The sequence below is a fragment of the Streptacidiphilus sp. MAP12-33 genome, from assembly GCF_041261265.1.
Taxonomy (GTDB): Bacteria; Actinomycetota; Actinomycetes; order Streptomycetales; family Streptomycetaceae; genus Streptacidiphilus.
Window position 1 is genome coordinate 120,103 of sequence record NZ_JBGCCA010000010.1, and the last position, 17,050, is coordinate 137,152.

14 protein-coding genes are annotated in these 17,050 nt (G+C 75.3%); 5 read left to right on the forward strand and 9 right to left on the reverse strand.

Annotation, left to right across the window (positions count from 1 at the left end):
- The first annotated feature begins 61 nt into the window (after positions 1-61).
- Entirely contained in the window at positions 62-1,054 is a 993-nt protein-coding gene (locus ABH931_RS12645; RefSeq protein ID WP_370112489.1) for an ArsR/SmtB family transcription factor, read from the forward strand.
- Positions 1,055-1,128: 74 nt separating this feature from the next.
- On the opposite strand, the gene ABH931_RS12650 is transcribed toward ABH931_RS12645, so the two are convergent.
- From ABH931_RS12650 to ABH931_RS12680, 7 genes are all read right to left on the reverse strand, one after another.
- On the reverse strand, positions 1,129-2,388 hold the full coding sequence (locus ABH931_RS12650; protein ID WP_370112490.1) for a peptidase S8: 1,260 nt from the start codon (positions 2,386-2,388) through the stop codon (positions 1,129-1,131).
- Positions 2,389-2,686: 298 nt separating this feature from the next.
- On the reverse strand, positions 2,687-3,622 hold the full coding sequence (locus ABH931_RS12655; RefSeq protein WP_370112491.1) for an SGNH/GDSL hydrolase family protein: 936 nt from the start codon (positions 3,620-3,622) through the stop codon (positions 2,687-2,689).
- Between the two features lie 55 nt (positions 3,623-3,677).
- On the reverse strand, positions 3,678-4,046 hold the full coding sequence (locus ABH931_RS12660; protein WP_370112492.1) for a DUF4387 domain-containing protein: 369 nt from the start codon (positions 4,044-4,046) through the stop codon (positions 3,678-3,680).
- The gene (locus ABH931_RS12665) at positions 4,043-5,470 is read right to left on the reverse strand and encodes an acyclic terpene utilization AtuA family protein (protein WP_370112493.1); all 1,428 of its coding nucleotides are present in this window, start codon (positions 5,468-5,470) and stop codon (positions 4,043-4,045) included. Before ABH931_RS12665 ends, ABH931_RS12660 begins: the two co-directional genes overlap by 4 nt.
- 271 nt (positions 5,471-5,741) lie before the next feature.
- Positions 5,742-6,308 carry a Clp protease N-terminal domain-containing protein gene (locus tag ABH931_RS12670; protein WP_370112494.1) on the reverse strand — a complete coding sequence of 189 codons (567 nt, stop codon included), beginning with the start codon at positions 6,306-6,308 and terminating at the stop codon, positions 5,742-5,744.
- Between the two features lies 1 nt (position 6,309).
- A complete protein-coding gene (locus ABH931_RS12675) occupies positions 6,310-6,546 on the reverse strand; it encodes a hypothetical protein (RefSeq protein ID WP_042451548.1) in 237 nt (78 codons plus the stop codon).
- A gap of 32 nt (positions 6,547-6,578) precedes the next feature.
- Positions 6,579-7,016 carry a hypothetical protein gene (locus tag ABH931_RS12680; protein WP_370112495.1) on the reverse strand — a complete coding sequence of 146 codons (438 nt, stop codon included), beginning with the start codon at positions 7,014-7,016 and terminating at the stop codon, positions 6,579-6,581.
- A 101-nt stretch (positions 7,017-7,117) separates the two neighbouring features.
- On the opposite strand from ABH931_RS12680, the gene ABH931_RS12685 reads away from it, so the two are divergent.
- Positions 7,118-8,356, forward strand: a complete 1,239-nt coding sequence (locus tag ABH931_RS12685) for a styrene monooxygenase/indole monooxygenase family protein (RefSeq protein ID WP_370112496.1) — start codon at positions 7,118-7,120, stop codon at positions 8,354-8,356.
- Positions 8,357-8,470: 114 nt separating this feature from the next.
- Here the strand turns inward: ABH931_RS12685 and ABH931_RS12690 are convergent, their stop codons facing one another.
- A complete protein-coding gene (locus ABH931_RS12690; RefSeq protein ID WP_370112497.1) occupies positions 8,471-9,175 on the reverse strand; it encodes an ABC transporter ATP-binding protein in 705 nt (234 codons plus the stop codon).
- Positions 9,176-9,342: 167 nt separating this feature from the next.
- Here ABH931_RS12690 and ABH931_RS12695 point away from each other — a divergent pair, with 167 nt between their 5' ends.
- The 3 genes from ABH931_RS12695 to ABH931_RS12705 are packed head-to-tail and all read left to right on the forward strand — an operon-like array spanning position 9,343 to position 16,312.
- Positions 9,343-12,642 (forward strand): FtsX-like permease family protein, encoded by a 3,300-nt coding sequence (locus tag ABH931_RS12695; RefSeq protein ID WP_370112498.1) that lies wholly within the window; start codon positions 9,343-9,345, stop codon positions 12,640-12,642.
- Complete coding sequence (locus ABH931_RS12700) at positions 12,639-15,338, forward strand: hypothetical protein (protein WP_370112499.1); 2,700 nt, start codon at positions 12,639-12,641, stop codon at positions 15,336-15,338. Before ABH931_RS12695 ends, ABH931_RS12700 begins: the two co-directional genes overlap by 4 nt.
- Positions 15,335-16,312, forward strand: coding sequence for an ABC transporter ATP-binding protein (locus ABH931_RS12705; RefSeq protein WP_370112500.1), 978 nt, complete (start codon positions 15,335-15,337; stop codon positions 16,310-16,312). Before ABH931_RS12700 ends, ABH931_RS12705 begins: the two co-directional genes overlap by 4 nt.
- An 11-nt stretch (positions 16,313-16,323) precedes the next feature.
- Here ABH931_RS12705 and ABH931_RS12710 read toward each other — a convergent pair whose 3' ends face one another.
- A complete protein-coding gene (locus ABH931_RS12710) occupies positions 16,324-17,022 on the reverse strand; it encodes a hypothetical protein (RefSeq protein WP_370112501.1) in 699 nt (232 codons plus the stop codon).
- Positions 17,023-17,050 lie beyond the last annotated feature (28 nt).

The following is a 17,050-nucleotide window of genomic DNA, read 5'->3' on the forward strand; positions in this document are numbered from 1 at the left end:
AAACGGAGCCGAACGAACCGGACCAAGCGGGCGAGCCGGACCGAGCGAACGGTGGCGGGCGGTGCTGAGACTCCATCTGACCGCGGACGACCTGGCCCGGGTGCGCTTCGCGCCGCAGCCCGCGCCCCTGGTCGAACTGAAGCTCTCGCTGATGATGCTGCGGCGGAACGACGGTGACGCCCTGTTCGGACGGTGGCGGCGTGCCCTGCGGCGGGACCTGCCCGTGACCACCCGTCCGCTGTGGGACCTCGTCTCCGGCGACCTCGGCCCGCCGTTCCTGGATCCGGTCAGCACCGGGCTGGACGAGGGGCTGGCGGAGCTGCGGGCCACGCCGCCGGACCTCGTCCGGTCCGGCGTGGAGCGGGTCCACGCGGATCGCGGGGGCACGCCCGCGCCGTGGGTGCGCGGGCTCGTCGACGGGGACGAGCGGGCCTGGCGCCTGCTCTGCCGGGCCTTGGACGACGCCTACCGGACGGTCCTCGCGTCCGGCTGGTCGACGACCACCGCCCGCCACCGCGCCGAGTTCGCCCGCTACGCGCTCACCGCGGCGGAACACGGCGTCGCCGCCGCGCTGCTCACGCTCGTGCCGGGATCACGGTTCCAGGACGGGGTGTGGGAGTGCCCGGCCACCTACCACCGGGAGGTGCGCGCCGAGGGCCGGGGCGTGATCCTGCTGCCGACCTTCCACTGGACCGCCGTACCGCTGGTCGCGGACCTCCCCGGGCGGCCGGTCCTGTTCGTCCACCCGGCGGGCCCCGGGATCCCCGTCGTCCCGGCGACGCCGGACGGGGACACCCTCGCCCCGGTGCTGGGCGCGACCCGCGCCCGGGCCCTGCGCCTGCTCGGGGAGCCGCTCAGCACCAGCGCGGTGGCCCGCGGCCTCGGCATCAGCATCGGTTCGGCCTCGGTGCACGCCACCGCCCTGCGCGCGGCCGGGCTGGTGAGCTCGGTCCGCGACGGCCGCGAGGTGCTGCACGCCCGCACGCCGCTCGGCACGCTGCTGGCCGGCCCGCCGCACCTGATCGAGCCGCGGGACGAGCGGCCAGGGCGCTGACATGCCGTCGGGGCGGACGGCCGCGGGTGGGGCCGCGGTCGTCCGCCCCGGGGTTCACCGAGGACCGAGGGGGGTCAGCCCGCGGTGAAGGCCGTCAGGCCGTTCGGGGTGCCGAGGCCCGTGGGGCCGTCGTAGCCGGTACCGGCGGTGCAGAGGTAGGACGGGTCGCAGCTGCCGTTGCTGCCGGAGGTGACGTCGTTGAGGGCGTCGGTGTGCAGGTAGGGGTACTGGGCGGGGTAGTCGCCGCTGCCCGGGGCGCCCGCGTCGGCGTAGACCGCCGCGATGATCGGGGACGCGGCGCTGGTGCCGCCGTAGACCTGCCAGCCCGAGGCACCGTAGCTGTCGTAGACCGCGACGCCGGTGGCCGGGTCGGCGACGGCGGAGACGTCGGCGATGGTGCGCTTGGCGCAGCCGGTGTCGGTCTGCCAGCTCGGCTTGGGGTCGTAGGCCGAGCAGCCGGAGCCCGTGCCCTCGGTGCTGGAGGTGGACCAGACGCTCTCGCTCCAGCCACGGCTGCTGGAGTCCCTGGTCAGCGAGGTGCCGCCGACCGAGGTCACGTACTGCGAGGCGGCCGGGTACTCCGCGCCGTAGGCCGAGTCACCGGCGGAGACGGTGATGGCCACGCCCGGGTGGTTGAAGTAGCTGTCGTCGGCGGACAGGTCGCTGGAGTCCTCGGAGCCGCCGTAGCTGTTGGAGACCTCGGTGGCGCCGAGCGAGACGGCCTCGTTGACGGCGGTACCGAGGTCGCTCATGTTCGCCGAGTTCGCCTCCACCAGGATGATGTGCGCGTTCGGCGCGACCGCCGAGACCATGTCGAGGTCGAGGGAGATCTCGCCGGCCCAGCCCGAGTCCGCGCTGGGATAGTTGGTGCCGCCGCCCTGGTCGGCCTTCTGGAAGCAGCCGTTGTCCGTGGTGCAGGCCGGAAGACCGTACTGGGCACGGTAGGTGGCCAGGTCGGACTCGGCGTTCGGGTCGTCCTGCGCGTCCACGATGGCGATCGTGGCTCCGGCGCCGCCGTTCGCGGGCAGGTTGTAGGCGCTGAGCAGGTCGCCCGGACCGTAGCCGGAGGGGGTGGCGGCGGCGGTCACGGCGTGCGCGGCGAAGGCGTGCGGCTGCGCCACGTCGGTGCGTACCTCGGCGAGGCAGGACATCTGCCGCACGTGCTTGGGGGCGGCGCACAGGTGCCTGGTGTGCACGTGGTGCCGGGCGGCGGCCTGCGGCGCCACGGAACTCGCGGACGCCGACGGGGCGATGGTGATTCCCCCGCCGACCAGCGCGGCGACGGCGAAGCCGGCGGCCGCGAGCTGCTTGCGGGGTATGGAGGCCTGACGCATGGGGGTTGGGATCCTTTCGCGTGGCGTGGGCATGCCAAACAAGCGCGCACAGCTCGGGCATGCCGGAACCAGGGAGGGTGGATTTGTCACCACAAGGTGGGGTGTGCCTTGCGGGTCCAGACAAGCAGTGCGTCATCTGACGCGTCAACCAGCATTCTGAGGATTTTCAGAGGAAGGCCGTCACACCCCGGTTACCCCCACGTAAAGCCGCTGCTGAGCGGCCGTCACCACGGGCGCTGGGCTCCCTGTGAAATTTCTGTGTGATCCACAGCGGTCAAGGACGCTCCTGCCGGCCCGGTCAGGACGACCGCTCTCCCAGGATCGCCAGTACCGCGGCCGCCATGCCGGCCTCGCCGCGGGCGTTGGGGTGCATGGAGCCGGCGGGTGCGGTCGGCAGGAGGGGCTCGATCCAGCGGGTCGCGGCGGGCGCGCAGGCGTCGTGGCCCAGGGAGGGCGTCCAGGTGTCGACGAAGCCGGCCCCCGCCGCACGGGAGCGTTGCCGCAGCATCGCGTTGAGGTGCTGCTCCTTGGTGCGCAGATAGGCCACGTCGCCGGCCGAGATGGCCAGCGAGGCGGCGCAGGAGGCACCGTCGGCGGGCAGGATGTCCGGGTAGCCGACCACCAGCAGCCGGGCACGGGGGGCGCGCCGGTGGATCTCGGCCAGGACGCCGGCCAGGTGCTCCCCCGCCGCCGTGATCCGCGCCTCGACGCTGTCCTCGCCCCCGGCGGTCAGCTGCTCGCGGCAGGGCGTCTTCCGCAGCAGACCGGCGGTCACACAGCGGCCGACCAGGTCCGCGAAGCCGATGTCGTTGCCGCCGATGCCGAGGGTGACCAGCCGGGTGGCCGGGGTCAGCGCCGAGAGCTGGGCGGGGTTCACCCCGTCCGCGGTGACCTGGCGCCGGGTCAGCTCGGCGACCTGCGCGCCGCTGCAACTGACGTCCCGGAAGGCGGACGGCGCGAGGCGCAGCCGCGCGGCGAGCAGGGCCGGGTAGGACTGGCTGGACCGGGCGCAGCCGGTGGGCGTGCCGGTCGGCTCAGGGATGCCGGGGCCTGCGGTGTAGGAGTCGCCGAGCGCGACGTAGGGACCGGTGACGAGGGGGGCCGGGGAGGCGGTGGCCGTGGGCTTCGGCGGCGCCGTGGGGGCCGCGGCGGGACGCCCGGAACCCGCGCACGCGCCGAGCGCGGCGCACAGTACCGCCGTCACCACGGCCGCACCCGCCCGTCGTATCCGCACCTGTGACCCTCCGCCGCTCCCCCGCCACGGCTGCTCCGCGGTCGGAGCACCCACCCTACGTCGTCGGCTCCGGGAACCCCGGGAGCTCCGCGACGGGCAGGCGCAGCGCCAGCAGGGGTCCGTGCTGCTGGGCGCCGTAGACGTCGCTCTCGCCGACCGCGCCCGAGGGCAGCGGGCGCCGGAGGTTGATCTTCACCGCGCGGGCCGGGTCGTAGTGGATCGGCTCGCCCACGTCCGCGACCGGCAGGCCGTACAGGTCCGCCACGACCTGGCGGTCGATCAGGCGCTCCCGCTTGACCAGTTCGTACTGCGCGCGCGTGGTGAGGATGATGTCGAGGGTGAGCTCGAACGGCCCCGCGTTCTTGCTGCGGACCACGTCGGCCAGCTCCGAGAGGGGCGCGGTCCGGGTCGGCTCCAAGGTCACGGCGCCCCCTCGGGCAGGTCGGTCCAGTGGACGGGGAAGGCGCGGGCCAGGTCGGCGACGTCGTCGACCCGCAGCAGGTGGTAGATGCTCCACTCGTACACCGCGCCCGCGTGGAAGTCGGAGGGCGAGTACGGGAAGGCCAGGTTGCCCGCCGTCGACAGCCGGCCCGGGTAGCCGAAGTGGAGCATCGTGGAGCGGGCGAAGGCGCACAGCGTGTCGGCCAGCGCCTGGGTCCGGGCGACGGCCTCGATCACCAGGCCGACCTCGTGCCCACCGACGACCGGGTGCGGCTCCAGCGCGCCCATGCAGCCGTCGCGGCCGTAGACACGCACCAGCAGCTGGTACTCCTCCGGCTTCAGGTCGGGGAAGTTGTCCGCGACGCGCTCCCGCACGCCCGCGACGACGGTCTCAAGCTCGCGGATGAAGACCGGGTCGCGCGCGCCGGCCAGGGAGACGGTGCGGAAGCCGCGCAGCCGGGCGCCCTCGAGTTTGAGCGTGTAGGGGGCCGGCACGTGACGGGAGCCGGTCACCCGGACGCCGCGCTCGCCCTCGGGGCTGAACGCGCAGTCGGTCAGGTCGAGATGGCCGCCGGGGCCGGGCAGGTGGCAGGGGTCGCTCTTCTCGTAGAGGGTGTGCGCGGCGACCGAGGTGGGGGTGCAGCGGCGGTCCGGCGAGAGCGGCTCGACCACGAAGTGGTCGCGGCGCAGGGTGCCGAGCATGCAGTCGCTGCCGCTGCCGGGCACGGCGGCGATCGCGGCGCATTCGAGGATCTTGCCGAGGTGCAGGGCGAGGCCCTCGTCGAAGCCGTGCAGCAGCGGCAGCGCGGCGAAGACGGCGGGATCGTAGGCGCGTCCGGCCAGCACCAGGTCGGCGCCGTCGCGCAGCGCCTCGACCAGGGGCTCGGCGCCCAGCTGGGCCACGATGTGGGTACTGGCGCGCACGTCGTCCTCGGTCAGCTCCGGGCCGAACGGCACGGCGCCGATCCGCTCCGCGCGCAGGGCGTCCAGGACGGCGTCCTGCTCCACGTCGGACGCGATGACGGCGGTGCGCAGCCGCAGTCCCCGCTCGGCGGCGATCTCGTCGGCGATCTCCCGCAGCCACGCCAGGTGCGGCGCGGCTCCGGCGCCGCCGGCGGAGCCGACGACCACGGGGATGCCGAGGCTCCGGGCCGCCGTCAGCATCCGTTCCAGGTCGCGCCGGACAGCGGTGCGGTCGGTGAACGACTCACCGGCGCCCAGGTAGTAGGGCCCGGGGTCGGTGGATCCGGCGTCGGCCGCGATGACGTGCGGGCGCCGGGCGAGGCCCGCCGCGAAGGAGGCGTCGGGGAAGCCGTAGCCGAGGATCGCCGTCGCGGCGAGGATCCGGATCTCCTCCGGGCCGTCCGCGCCGCCAGCCGCGTCCGCCCGCGTCGGTCCCTGGTCCACGCGCTGCCGCCTCCGTCCTCCCGGGCGCCGTCTGCCGCCCGTCGTGCGGCCAGCATAGGCGGGTGCCTCGGTGGGAGGTGGGGAGGCGGCGCGTCGCGGATGCCCGGACGGGCACGCGAACGGGGAGGACGGCACGGCCACGGTGCGGGCGTGCCCGCGCTGCGGGGCGGCGTCGACGCCGGACGCCGACGGGAAGGTCCGGCACGGGCGCGGGCCCACAGGCGTGGTGGACGTGCCCGGCCCGCGGCCGGATCAGCCGCCCCGATCGCCGTCAGGCGAGCGCGGCGAGGACCTGGGCACGCAGGTCGTCGAGGTCGAAACCCTGTGCCCGCAACAGCACGGCCGCGGGGCTCGTCTCGGTGCGCAGCAGGCCGAGGAAGAGGTGCTCCGGGCGGATCTCGCGGCTCCTGGCCGCGAGGGCCTCGCGCAGCGAGAGCTCCAGGACCTTCTTGGCGTCGGCGGTGAAGGGCAGGTGCCCCCCGCTGACGCGGGCACCCTGACGGCGCCGGTCGGCCGCTCCGGCGGCGCCGGAGAGGGCGCCGGCCCCGAAGACCGTCTCCACCTTCTCCCGCACCGCGTCGAGGTCGATGCCGATGGTGTCCAGGGCCTCGGCGTCCAACTCGGCGGCCTGCGGGCTGTGAGGGGATCCGACGGCGGCGCGGGCGGCCGTCAGGTCGAGCCCGCCCTGCGCGAGCACGGTGGCGACGGTGCCGCCGGGGAGCCCGAGCAGACCCAGCAGCAGGTGCTCGGAGCCGGTCGTCCGGCTGAAGAGCATCCGTGCCTCCTCCTGGGCGAGGACCACGGTGCGCCGGCAGTCGGCGGTGAACCGCTCGAACATCTCAGTCTTCCTTCCTGCGGCCGAATCGGCTGCCGCCGCCGTGCTTCTTGTGGACCGCCTGGCGGCTGACGCCGAGGCAGTCGGCGATCATCTGCCAGGTCCATCCCTGCGCCCGGGCGTTGCCGACCTGCAGGTCCTCCAGTCGTTCGGCCAGCTCGCGCAGGGCGCGCACGGCCTTCAGCCCCACCGCGGGATCGCGGCTGCTCGCGGCGTCCGCGAGCGTTCTCGTCTCGCTCATGTCTGTCAATGTAGGTTGACACCGGATGCCTGTCAACTATGGTTGACGACAGACTGCGGGGCCACCGGTCGTCTCGACCAGAGGCCCCGCGTCGCCACCTGTGCGACCGGGGGTGCGGCCCGCCAGGAGCCCACCGCGCGGCGTTCCGCCGTCCGCCGGCCCCAGCCGCGCCGGACCGCCCACAGCGCCGACAGCACCGCGCCGCCCGCGACGACCGACCAGGGCGAGAAGGACACGACCGGCATCGGGATGCCGAACGACAGCAACCCGCCGACCGAGGCCAGACCGAGCGCCGGCACGCCGGTGCCCGCGCGACGGGTCATGGCCACCTCCGCGACGATCGGCAACACCCGGACGAACGCGGCGAGCACCGCCATGACCTCCGGGTCGTGCACGACGAGCATCAGCCCGTACGGCACCAGCGCCAGCAGCGCGACGCCCACCACCGCGCGGCGGTCGGTCCGGGACACCGGGCCGAGGACGTCGCGCGGGGCCGCCGGACGCGACCTTGTCGGGCGGGCATCGACCGCGTGAGGATGAGAGCCTGACGTTCGATCAGAGGGGGCCATTCATGCGGGACGTCGCGATCGTCGGAGCCGGGCAGGCCGGTCTGCAGCTGGCGTTGGAGCTACAGGCGGCGGGGCAGCGGGTGACCGTCGTCGCCGAGCGGACGCCGGAGCAGGTCCGGGCGGGCCGGGTGCTGTCGACGCAGGCGATGTTCGGTCCCGCGCGGGCGCTCGAGCGCGCCGCCGGGCTGGCCCTGTGGGACGGTCAGGCGCCGGACACGCGGGGGCTGCACGTCGTGGTCGGGGCCGAGGGCAAGCCGATGCTGTCCTTCGACGCCGCGGTCGCCGCTCCCGCCCAGTCGGTGGACCAGCGCCTGAAGACCGCCGCCTGGCTGGAACTCTTCGAGGAGCGCGGCGGCCGCGTCGAGTACCGGCCGGCCGCGCCGGAGGACCTCGCCGCCCTCGCCGCGGGCAACGAGCTGACCCTGGTCGCCGCCGGACGGGGCCCGCTCGCCTCCGTGTTCGCCAAAGACGCGGCGCGCAGCCGCTTCGAGGAGCCGCAGCGGCGCCTCGCCTGCGTCTACCTGCACGGCGTCGGCACGCCGGAGGACCTGGCCGACACCGCGGGTGACCCGGCGCGCATCCACGTCGTGGCCGGGGCCGGCGAGCTCGTGCTCCAGCCGGGTCTGACCCTGTCCGGCCCGTGCCTGATCCTGCTCTGGGAGGCGGTGCCGGGCGGACCGCTGGACGTCTTCGGCGACGACCCCGGACCGGCGGAGACGCTGGCCCGCACCCGGGAGCTGGTCCGGCTCCATGTGCCGTGGGAGTACCAGGCGCTGGCCGACGCCGAGCCGACCGACGCGGGCGGGTCACTGGCCGGGGCGGTGACGCCGGTGGTGCGGCACCCGGTCGCGCGGCCGGGCGGCGCCGAGGCCCGGCCGGTGCTCGGCATGTCCGACACCCTGGTGACCAACGACCCGATCACCGCCCAGGGCGCCAACAACGCCGCGCGCTGCGCCGCCCAGTACGCGGCCGCGGTGCGCGAGCACGGTGACCGGCCCTTCGACGAGCCGTGGATGCGGGCGCTGTTCGCCGGGTACTGGGACCAGGTGGGGCGCCACACGGTGGACTTCACCACGACCATGCTCGGCCCGCTGCCCGACCACGTCCAACTGGCCTTCGCCCAGGCCGCCGCGGACCCGCGGGTGGCGACGCGGCTGGCGCAGACGTACGCCGACCCGGCCGACTTCTCCCGCTGGCTCGGCACCCCGGAGGCGACGGCGGCGTATCTCGCCACACTGTGAGCCGCTCGCCCGGCGGGAGCGCCGCGGCGACCAGCGCCCAGGTCTCCCGCGTGCGCCGCGCGGGCGAGCAGAGGCCCGGGAGAACCGCACGCCGCACACGCCGCGGCGGCCCGCTCACCCCGCCCGGACGGCTGCCGTCTCCGCCACCAGCCGGCCGTCGCTCAACTCCAGGACCCGGTCCGCCAGTTCCATCAGGTTCGGGTCGTGGGTGGCGACCAGGACGGTGACGCCCTCGCTGCGCACGACGGCGCGCAGCAGCTCCATCACCTGCCGACCGGTCTCCGAGTCCAGCTGACCGGTCGGCTCGTCGGCGATGATCAGGCTCGGCTCGTTGGCCAGCGCCCGCGCGATGGCCACGCGCTGCTGCTGGCCACCGGAGAGCTCGCCGGGACGCTGGTCGACATGGTCGGCCAGCCCCACCATCGCCAGCAGCATCCTGGCGCGTTCCTCACGCTCCTTGGCCGGCATCCGGCGCAGCCGCATCGGCACGCCCACGTTCTCGGCCGCCGACAGCACCGGGATCAGCCCGAAGGACTGGAAGACGAAGCCGATCCGGTCGCGGCGCAGGGCGAGCCGGCCCTCCTCGTCGAGAGCCGCCAGGTCCGTACCGTCCAGCTCCACGCGACCCGAGGTCGGCACGTCCAGCCCGCCGACGAGGTTCAGCAGCGTGGTCTTGCCGGAGCCGGACCGGCCCTTGAGCGCGGTCAGTTCCCCCTTCGCAGCGACGAACGAGACACCCCGCAACGCGTGCACCGCCTGTGCCCCGCCGCCGAAGCTGCGGTGCAGATCCTCCACCACCACGGCCGCCTGCCCTGTCATCCGGGCTCCCTCCCCTGCCACCCCTGTGAGTGCTCACATTTGCGCATCGGTTGGCCGTCCCGCGCAAGCCCCCTCTTCCGTGTACGGACCCCACTCTGTCAGGATCACCGGCTGTGCCGCACGGGGGCGCCGAACGGAGGCGTGCCGGCACGACGGGGAGGAGTGCGATGCTGGGCTTCGTGGGGCGCCGGCTCCGCGGGCGGTTGCCGCTCACGGTCGCCATGCTGCTGACGGTGCTGATCACCACCACGGTGCTGACCTCGCTCCAGGCCTTCGGCAGGTCCGTCGGCGACGCGGCGGTGCGCCGCGCGCTCGCGGGTCCCGGACACGACCGCACCACCGTCCTGGTCTCCGGCGACCAGGGGATCGGCCAGCGGGCCGGTGAGGACGCGGCCGTCGCCGCCTTCGCACACACCCTCTTCGGACGCTTCCCGGTGAGCGTCGAGACCGTCGCCCGCAGCCGCTCGTACGGACTGCCGGGGGCGCCCAGCTCGGCCGGCAGCGACGCGGACCTGACCCGGCTGGCCGCGCTCGCGCCCGACCGGGTCAAGCTGCTCGACGGCCGCCTGCCGAAGCCCGTGTCCGGGCCCGGCGCGGTGATCGAGGTGGCCGTGCCCCGTGCCGAGGCGACCCGGCTGCGCCTGGACGTGAAGGCCCTGCCCGCCCGGGTCCGGCTGGCCGACCGCTACGGCGGCGCCCCGCTCACGGTGACCGTCACCGGCGTCTACCGTGCCGTCGACTCCGCGGCGCCCTACTGGGGGCTCGATCCGTTCGGCGGACGCGAGATGGAGCTCAACGGCTTCGCCAACTTCGGCCCGATGCTGGTGGACGACACCGTGTTCACCACCCGCGCCGTGCCGGAGGACGGACGCAGCTGGCTGCTCGACCCCGGCCTGTCGACGGCCGGAGCGACCGACCTGCAGACCCTCGCCGCCCGCGTCGACACGGCCTCCACGGACCTCCAGCGCGGCACGTCCCTCACCGTGCAGACCGACCTCGGGACCGAGCTCGAGGACCTGTCGGCCGGAGCCCAGTCGGCCTGGGCCGACGAACTGATCGGCCTGCTCCAGCTCGCGCTGCTGGCCGTGGTGGCGCTGCTGCTCGTGGTCCAGCTGGTCAACGCCCGACAGGCCCCGGAGGACGCGCTGCTGGCCGCACGCGGCGCGACCCGGCGCAGGCTCGGGCTGCTCACGGCCGGTCAGGCACTGCTGCTGGCGCTCCCGGCCGCGCTGCTGGCCCCGCCGCTGACGCCGCCACTGCTGCGCCTGCTGAACCGGAGCTACGGCCCGCTGGCCCAGGTGCGGGTGGACTCCTCGCTGACCTGGCGCTCCTGGCTGGTCGCCGGGGTGTGCGCGGCCGCCTGCGTGGTGCTCACCGCGGCACCGGCGCTGCTGCGCGGCGCGACCTCGGGCCTGCTCCGGCGCGCCGGAGCGCGGCAGGCACTGGTGGGCGGTGCCGCCCGGTCCGGCGCCGACCTGGCGCTGATCGCCCTGGCCGTGCTCGCCTACCAGGAGCTCGACCAGCACGGGACCGGAGCCGGCAGCGGCCTCGGCATCGACCCGGTCGCGGTGGCCGCGCCCACCCTGGTGCTGTGCGCCGGGACCGTCGTCGTGCTGCGCCTGCTCCCCCACGCGGCGCGCCTGGGCGGTCTGCTCGCCGCACGCGGCAGCGGCCTGCCGGCCGCCCTGGTCGGCTGGCAGCTGTCCCGGCGCCCCGGCCGGACCACCGGACCGACGCTGCTGCTCGTCCTCGCCGTCTCCACCGGAGTGCTGGCGCTCGGTCAGCACGCCTCCTGGAACCTCTCGCAGTCCGACCAGGCCTCCTTCGCCACCGCCGACGGCCTGCGGATCTGGGGTTCCACCCTGCCCGCCCTCGGCCAGGGTGGCCGGTTCGGCGCGCTCCCGGACGGGGACCGGATCCTCCCGGTCACCCGCACCCAGGTGACGCTGCCCGGCGGGGGCGAGGGCGAACTGCTCGCCGTCGACGCCGCCGGGGTGTCGGCGCGCCTGCGGATCCGCAGCGATCTGCTGTCCGGGCAGAGCGAGCAGGCCCTGTTCGCGCCGCTCACCGCACCGGTGCCGCACGGTGCGTCGGCGGGCATTCCACTGCCGGGCCGGCCGGCGCGGATCGACGTGCGGGTGCACCTGAACCTGGCCACCTTCACGGACGACCCGCAGCCCTACGGAGGGGTCGCGGTGAGCGCCGCCGAGCAGCCGGGACCCGCGGTGCTGCTGCAACTGCGCGACCGGTTCGGCGCGGTGCACGTGGTGCCACTGTCTTACCCGCCGTTGCAGGGCGACGCGACCCTGACCGCGGATCTGAGCGGGCTGGCGGGTGCCCCGATGGGTTCCATCGCCTGGCCGCTCACGCTGAGCGGCATCCAGATCCAGCTCACGCCGATCCCCGGCGTCTCCGTCTCGGGCGAACTGGCTCTCAACCGTGTCGCGGTGGCCGCGACCGGGAGCGGTACGGCCACGGCCGTCGCCGTACCGACCGGGTTCGCCTGGTCGCCGTACAACGCCGTCGACCCGGGCCTGCCCGAGCCACCGAAGTACCCGCCGCTCGCGCTCCAGCCCGGCCCCGGGCTGGTCCAGGCCCAGTACAGCACCGCCGACGAGCCGGTGAACGCGACGCTCACCCCGGTGGGTGCCACCACCGCGCCGACGGACGGCCAGAGCAGCGACCAGGCACCGCCGTTGGCGGCCCTGGCGACGCCCGGCTACCTCAGCGCGGTCGGCGCCAAGGTCGGGGATGTCGTGCCGTTCGCCTTCGGCGGCACCACCGTGCCCCTGCGGATCACCGGCGAGCCGCAGGCCGTGCCCACGGCTCCGGACGCCGCCCTGGTCGTCGATCTCGCCTCCCTCGACCGGCGGTTGGCCCAGGTCGGCACGCTCCCGCCGGAGCCGACGGAGTGGTGGCTGCCCGCCGCCTCGGCGCAGGACCGAGGGCCCGCGAGGGCCGCCGCGGCGCTGCGGTCCGCGCCGGGGACGCAGAACCTGGCGCTGCACGAGGAGGCGACCGCCCAGCTCACCGACGACCCGCTGGGCGCAGGACCGCAGGTGACCCTGCTGGTGCTGGCGGTGGTGGCGGCGATCCTCGCCGCGATCGGCTTCGCGGCCGCGACGGCCGCGGCGGCCTCCGAACGGGCCAGGGAGCACGCCGTGCTGCACGCCCTCGGCTGCTCGCGCAAGGCACTGGCCCGCGCCGCAGCGGCCGAACCGGCCGTGCTGATCGCGCTCGGGACGGCGGTCGGGCTGGCCGTCGGTGCCCTGATCGTGCGCCTGGTCGTCCCGTTGGTGGTGCTGACCCCGACGGCGCAGCGGCCGGTACCACCGGTTCAGGTCTCGCTGCCGTTCGGGCAGACCGCCGCACTGGTCGCAGCCATCACGGTGGTGCCGGTGCTCACCGCCTTCCTGAGCGGGCGCCGCAGCGCGGCCACCCGCACCCGCCCCCTGGAGGAGCTGTGACCGCGCCCGTCAGGTCGCCGTGGGTCCGCACCCGCCTGCGCACCTCCCCACTGTCGTCGCTGCTCGCCGCCGTGCTCGCGTTCGCCGCCGTGTTCCTGGCGGCGGCCCTGCCCCGGGCGCTCGACCGCTCGGCCGACCAGGCGCTGCGCGCGACCCTGCTGGCCGTCGACCCGACGCAGACCCAACTGCAGGCCTACGCCAGGCCCGAGGTGCAGGACGGACTCGGGCGCGCCCAGGACCTGGACTCGACCTTCACCGTACTGCGCGGACAGCTCACCCCCGACCTCCCCCTCGACGCCCCGAACGCGGCGTACGGCGAAAGGTCCCGGAACCCGCGCACGCTCACCGGTCGGGGCCTGGCCAGGCCCGACGGCCTGCCCCCGCGGCTCGACCTGCTCTACCTGGCCCATGCCGACGCCCACGTACGGCTGGTGAGCGGCGCCTGGCCGAGCGGCGGCGTCACCGCCGGCGTCGTACCCATCGCCCTGGCGAGCTCCACCGCCAGGACTCTCGGTGTGCGCCTGGGCCAGCTGCTGGACTCGGACGCGCAGGGCGGCTTCAGCCTGCGGGTCCGGGTGGTGGGCCTCTACACGGCCGACGCCCCCGGGGACCGCTACTGGGCCGGCCTGTCCTGCGTCGCGCAGGCCTGTCTGAGGACCACGCCCGGCCAACCGGACCCGCTCCGCTACTGGCAGGCCTCCGCGCTGGTCGCCCCGCAGGCGCTGGACGCCGTCGGGGCGTGGGGCAACCTGCTGCCCGTCGACTTCTGGTTCCTGCCGATGGACATCGGGACGCTGCGCGCGGACCGGCTCGCGGACAGCCGCACGCAGCTCGACGCGTGGCTGAGCGGCCCGCTCGTGGCGGCTGCCGCCGAGGCCACCGGACGCGCCGACCTGAGCGTCACCACCGGGCTCGGTGACCTCTTCGACTCCTTCACCGCCCGTCAGGCCGCGGTCCGGCCGCTGACCGCCGTGGGCCCGGCCGGGCTGGCCGGGGTCGTCGCGGTCGTGCTCGCCCTGGCCGCCGGACTGACCGCCGGCAGACGCGAGTCGGAGCTCCTGCTGCTGCGGGCCCGGGGCGGCTCACGCTGGGGCCTGCTGACGCGCCTGCTGGGCGAGGCCCTCAGCACGGTGGCGCCCGCAGCGGTGCTCGCCACCGTCCTCGCCCTCGTCCTGCTGCCCACCCCGCGCTGGTCGGCGGCCGTGACGGCGGCGCTCGGCGCGGCGCTGGTGGCCCTGCTCGCCGTGCCGGTGCGGGTGCTGGCCCGCGACGCGCTGTCGCTGCGCCCCGCGCGGAGCCCGAGGGGGCGCCGGACAGTGGCCGAACTCGCCCTGCTGGCGGCGGCCGTGGGGGCGGTGCTGGAGGTGCGCCGACGCGGTGTCGCCGGGCTCGACCCCTTGCTGATCGCGGCCCCGCTGCTGATCGCCGCCGTCGGCGCCGTACTGCTGGCGCGGTCCCAGCCGCTGGTCGTCGGCGCCCTGGCCCGGGCCGCGGCCAGGGGCCGGGGAGCCGTCGCCTTTCTGGGCCTGACCCGGGCCGCCGGTGGGAGCGGCGAACGACGCCGCGCCTCGGTGCTGCCGCTCCTCGCACTCACGCTCGCGGTGACCACGGCCGGTTTCGGCGCCACGACCTTGCGGACCGTCGCCGACTCCCGGACCTCGGCTGCCAGGCTCGCGGTCGGCGGCGACGCCTCGGTGGTCGCCCCGCCCGGAGGGACGCTCCCGCCCGCCCTGCTGCGGGCCCTGGACGGGCTGCCGGGCCTGCGTCTGGGCACCGCGCTGTGGGAGCAGGACCACGTCTACCTCCAGGCCGGCGACGCGGATCCGAAGCAGGTCACCGTCCTCGCGGTGGATCCGCGGTCCTACGCGCAACTGGCCCGGTCCATCGGCAGTGGAACGTTCGACCCCGGGACGCTCACCGACCCGCCGACCGCGGCCGACGCGCCCCTGCCGGCCCTGGTCAGCCCGGATCTCGCGCAGTTCGCCAGGTCGGCGGGCGCCGTCCGGCTGACCCTGGACGACCTGAGCGCGCTGCCGCTGACCGAGGCCGGGGTGGTGAACGGCAGCCCGGCGGTGGCCGCGAACAACTCGCTCGTCGTCGTCCCGGCCGGACCCGCGGCCGCGCGACTGCCCCGGATCGGCCACCCGAACTGGTGGTTGGGACTGGGCACGATCGACGGCGCCCGGGTGCGGACCCTCGCGCCGGCCGACGACCTGGTGGACACCAGCGCCGCCCACGCCGCGGCGCTCGCAGCCGATCCGCTGCAGGCCGCGGCCACCCGGATGTTCTGGGACTGCACCGTCGCGACCTGGTGCTTCGCGATCCTGGCGGTGCTGCTCGCGCTGGTACGGGCGGCCGAGGACCGGGCGGCCCTGCTGGCACGGCTGCGCACGATGGGGCTGCGGCCGCGTCAGGGGCTGCGGCTGATCCTGGCCGAGGCGCTGCCGCAGACGCTGGCCGCGGCCCTCGGCGGTGCGCTGGCCGCGGCCGCCGCGGTCCTGCTGCTGGGGCCCAGCATCGACCTGTCCCCGCTGATCGGCACGGCGGTGCCGACGGGCCTGGCGCTGACCGCGCCACCGATCCTCACCCAGTCGCTGATCGTCGCGGGCCTGGCGGCCCTGGCCGTCCTCGCGGAGGCGGCCGTCCACGGCAGGCGGCAGATCACCATCGAACTGAGAGCAGGAGACGGCCGTTGAGCAACACCCAGCCCCCGACCCTGGACGAACTGCGCGACCGGGCCCTGGCCGCGGCCCGGCCGGACAACTACGGCGCGGGTGCGGCGATCGCCTGCGACCGCCTGGTCCGCATCTTCCGGGCGGAACGCATCGAGGTGCAGGCCCTGCAGGGGCTGGACCTGGTCGTCGACCAGGGTGACCTGGTCGCGCTGGTCGGCGCGTCCGGCAGCGGCAAGTCCACACTGCTGAACATCCTCGCCGGACTCGACCTGCCCTCCGCGGGCGGCGCCACCGTCGCCGGGCGCGACCTGCTCACCATGACGGCGAAGGAGCGCCTGCGCTACCGGCGCGAGGTGGTCGGTTTCGTCTGGCAGCAGACCGCCCGCAACCTGCTGCCGTTCCTCACCGCCGCGCAGAACATCGCCCTGCCGCTGCAGCTCGCGCACGGGCGCCGCGCGAAGCGCCACCTGCCGCGCGTGCACGAGCTGCTGGACGCCCTCGACATCGGCGACCTGGCGCACCGCCGTCCGGCCGAGCTCTCCGGTGGCCAGCAGCAGCGGGTCGCCATCGCGGTGGCCATGGCCAACCGGCCTGCCGTGCTGCTGGCCGACGAACCGACCGGCGAGCTGGACTCCGAGACGGCGGGCGGCATCTTCGAGGCCTTCCGCACCGTCAACCGGGAGCTGGGCGCGACCGTCGTCATCGTCACCCACGACCCGATGGTGGCCGGGGAGGTCCGGCGCACGGTCGCCGTCCGCGACGGCCGCACCAGCAGCGAGGTGCTGCGCCGCACCGTGGTCGAGGAGGACGGCACGGAGTCGGTGAGCGAGCGCGAGTACGTCATGCTCGACCGGACCGGCCGGGTCCAGCTCCCGGCCTCGTTCCTCAAGGCGCTGGGCATGGAGCACCGGGTCGCCGTCGATCTGGAGTCGGACCACATCGCCGTCCGGCCGGACGACCACGTGGACGACCGGCCGGAGGAGCCAGAGGACTGACGCGCGGCGGGTCAGTGCTCGTCGAAGACCCGGTGGACCCTCACCTCGGGCTCCATCTGGGCCAGCGCGTCGACGCCGGGGCCCTTGGGGGCGGTCGCGGCGGCGGCCTTGAGGATGGCCGTCACCTGCGCGGCCAGCGCGTCGACCTGGCTCTTGATCTGCGAGATGGGCGCCGTGGACTTGCCGAGTGCGTCCAGCTTGCGGTGGATCACCGCGAGTTGGCGCTCGGCGGCGGCACTGAGGGTGAACGGGCGCGGCGTGGAGACCACGAACTGGTACGCCCCGGCGAGGGTCTGGCAGCCGTCGCAGTGGATGTTCTCGGCGCGGCTGAGGTTGACGGCGTTGAGGTGGATGTTCGTCCCCGCCATCGTGACGATCTGGAAGGAGAGCGCGACCGAGCGGCACGGGTCGCCTGCCGAGCAGTAGGCGGAGACCGCCATCGCCTGGTTGCGGGCGCTCGCGGCGTACAGCGCGCCGTACTGGTGGACCGTGAAGGAGTCCTGGAAGCGGGTCTCGTGAGCGCGGTTGGCCAGGGTGTGGGCGCCGTCGTTGGCCACGGCGACGCCCTCGTTGGCGCTGCCGGCGGCCTGGGCCGCGCCGGCGGTGGCGCCGATGACGCCGAGACCGGCGGTGGCGAGCAGGCCGACGCGCAGGGCGCGGCGCGCAGCCCCGGCCCTGATCCGGGTCTTGCGGTGCTGGTTGAGCTCCATGGGAGTGCTCCTCGCTGAAAACGGGCTG

What these genes read in the sequence shown, in the direction of transcription:
- ABH931_RS12650 (WP_370112490.1), bottom strand. Translation starts at nt 2,388, where the DNA reads ATGCGTCAGGCCTCCATACCCCGCAAGCAGCTCGCGGCCGCCGGCTTC.
- ABH931_RS12670 (WP_370112494.1), bottom strand. Translation starts at nt 6,308, where the DNA reads ATGTTCGAGCGGTTCACCGCCGACTGCCGGCGCACCGTGGTCCTCGCC.
- ABH931_RS12675 (WP_042451548.1), bottom strand. Translation starts at nt 6,546, where the DNA reads ATGAGCGAGACGAGAACGCTCGCGGACGCCGCGAGCAGCCGCGATCCC.
- ABH931_RS12685 (WP_370112496.1), top strand. Translation starts at nt 7,118, where the DNA reads ATGCGGGACGTCGCGATCGTCGGAGCCGGGCAGGCCGGTCTGCAGCTG.
- ABH931_RS12690 (WP_370112497.1), bottom strand. Translation starts at nt 9,175, where the DNA reads ATGACAGGGCAGGCGGCCGTGGTGGTGGAGGATCTGCACCGCAGCTTC.
- ABH931_RS12695 (WP_370112498.1), top strand. Translation starts at nt 9,343, where the DNA reads ATGCTGGGCTTCGTGGGGCGCCGGCTCCGCGGGCGGTTGCCGCTCACG.
- ABH931_RS12710 (WP_370112501.1), bottom strand. Translation starts at nt 17,022, where the DNA reads ATGGAGCTCAACCAGCACCGCAAGACCCGGATCAGGGCCGGGGCTGCG.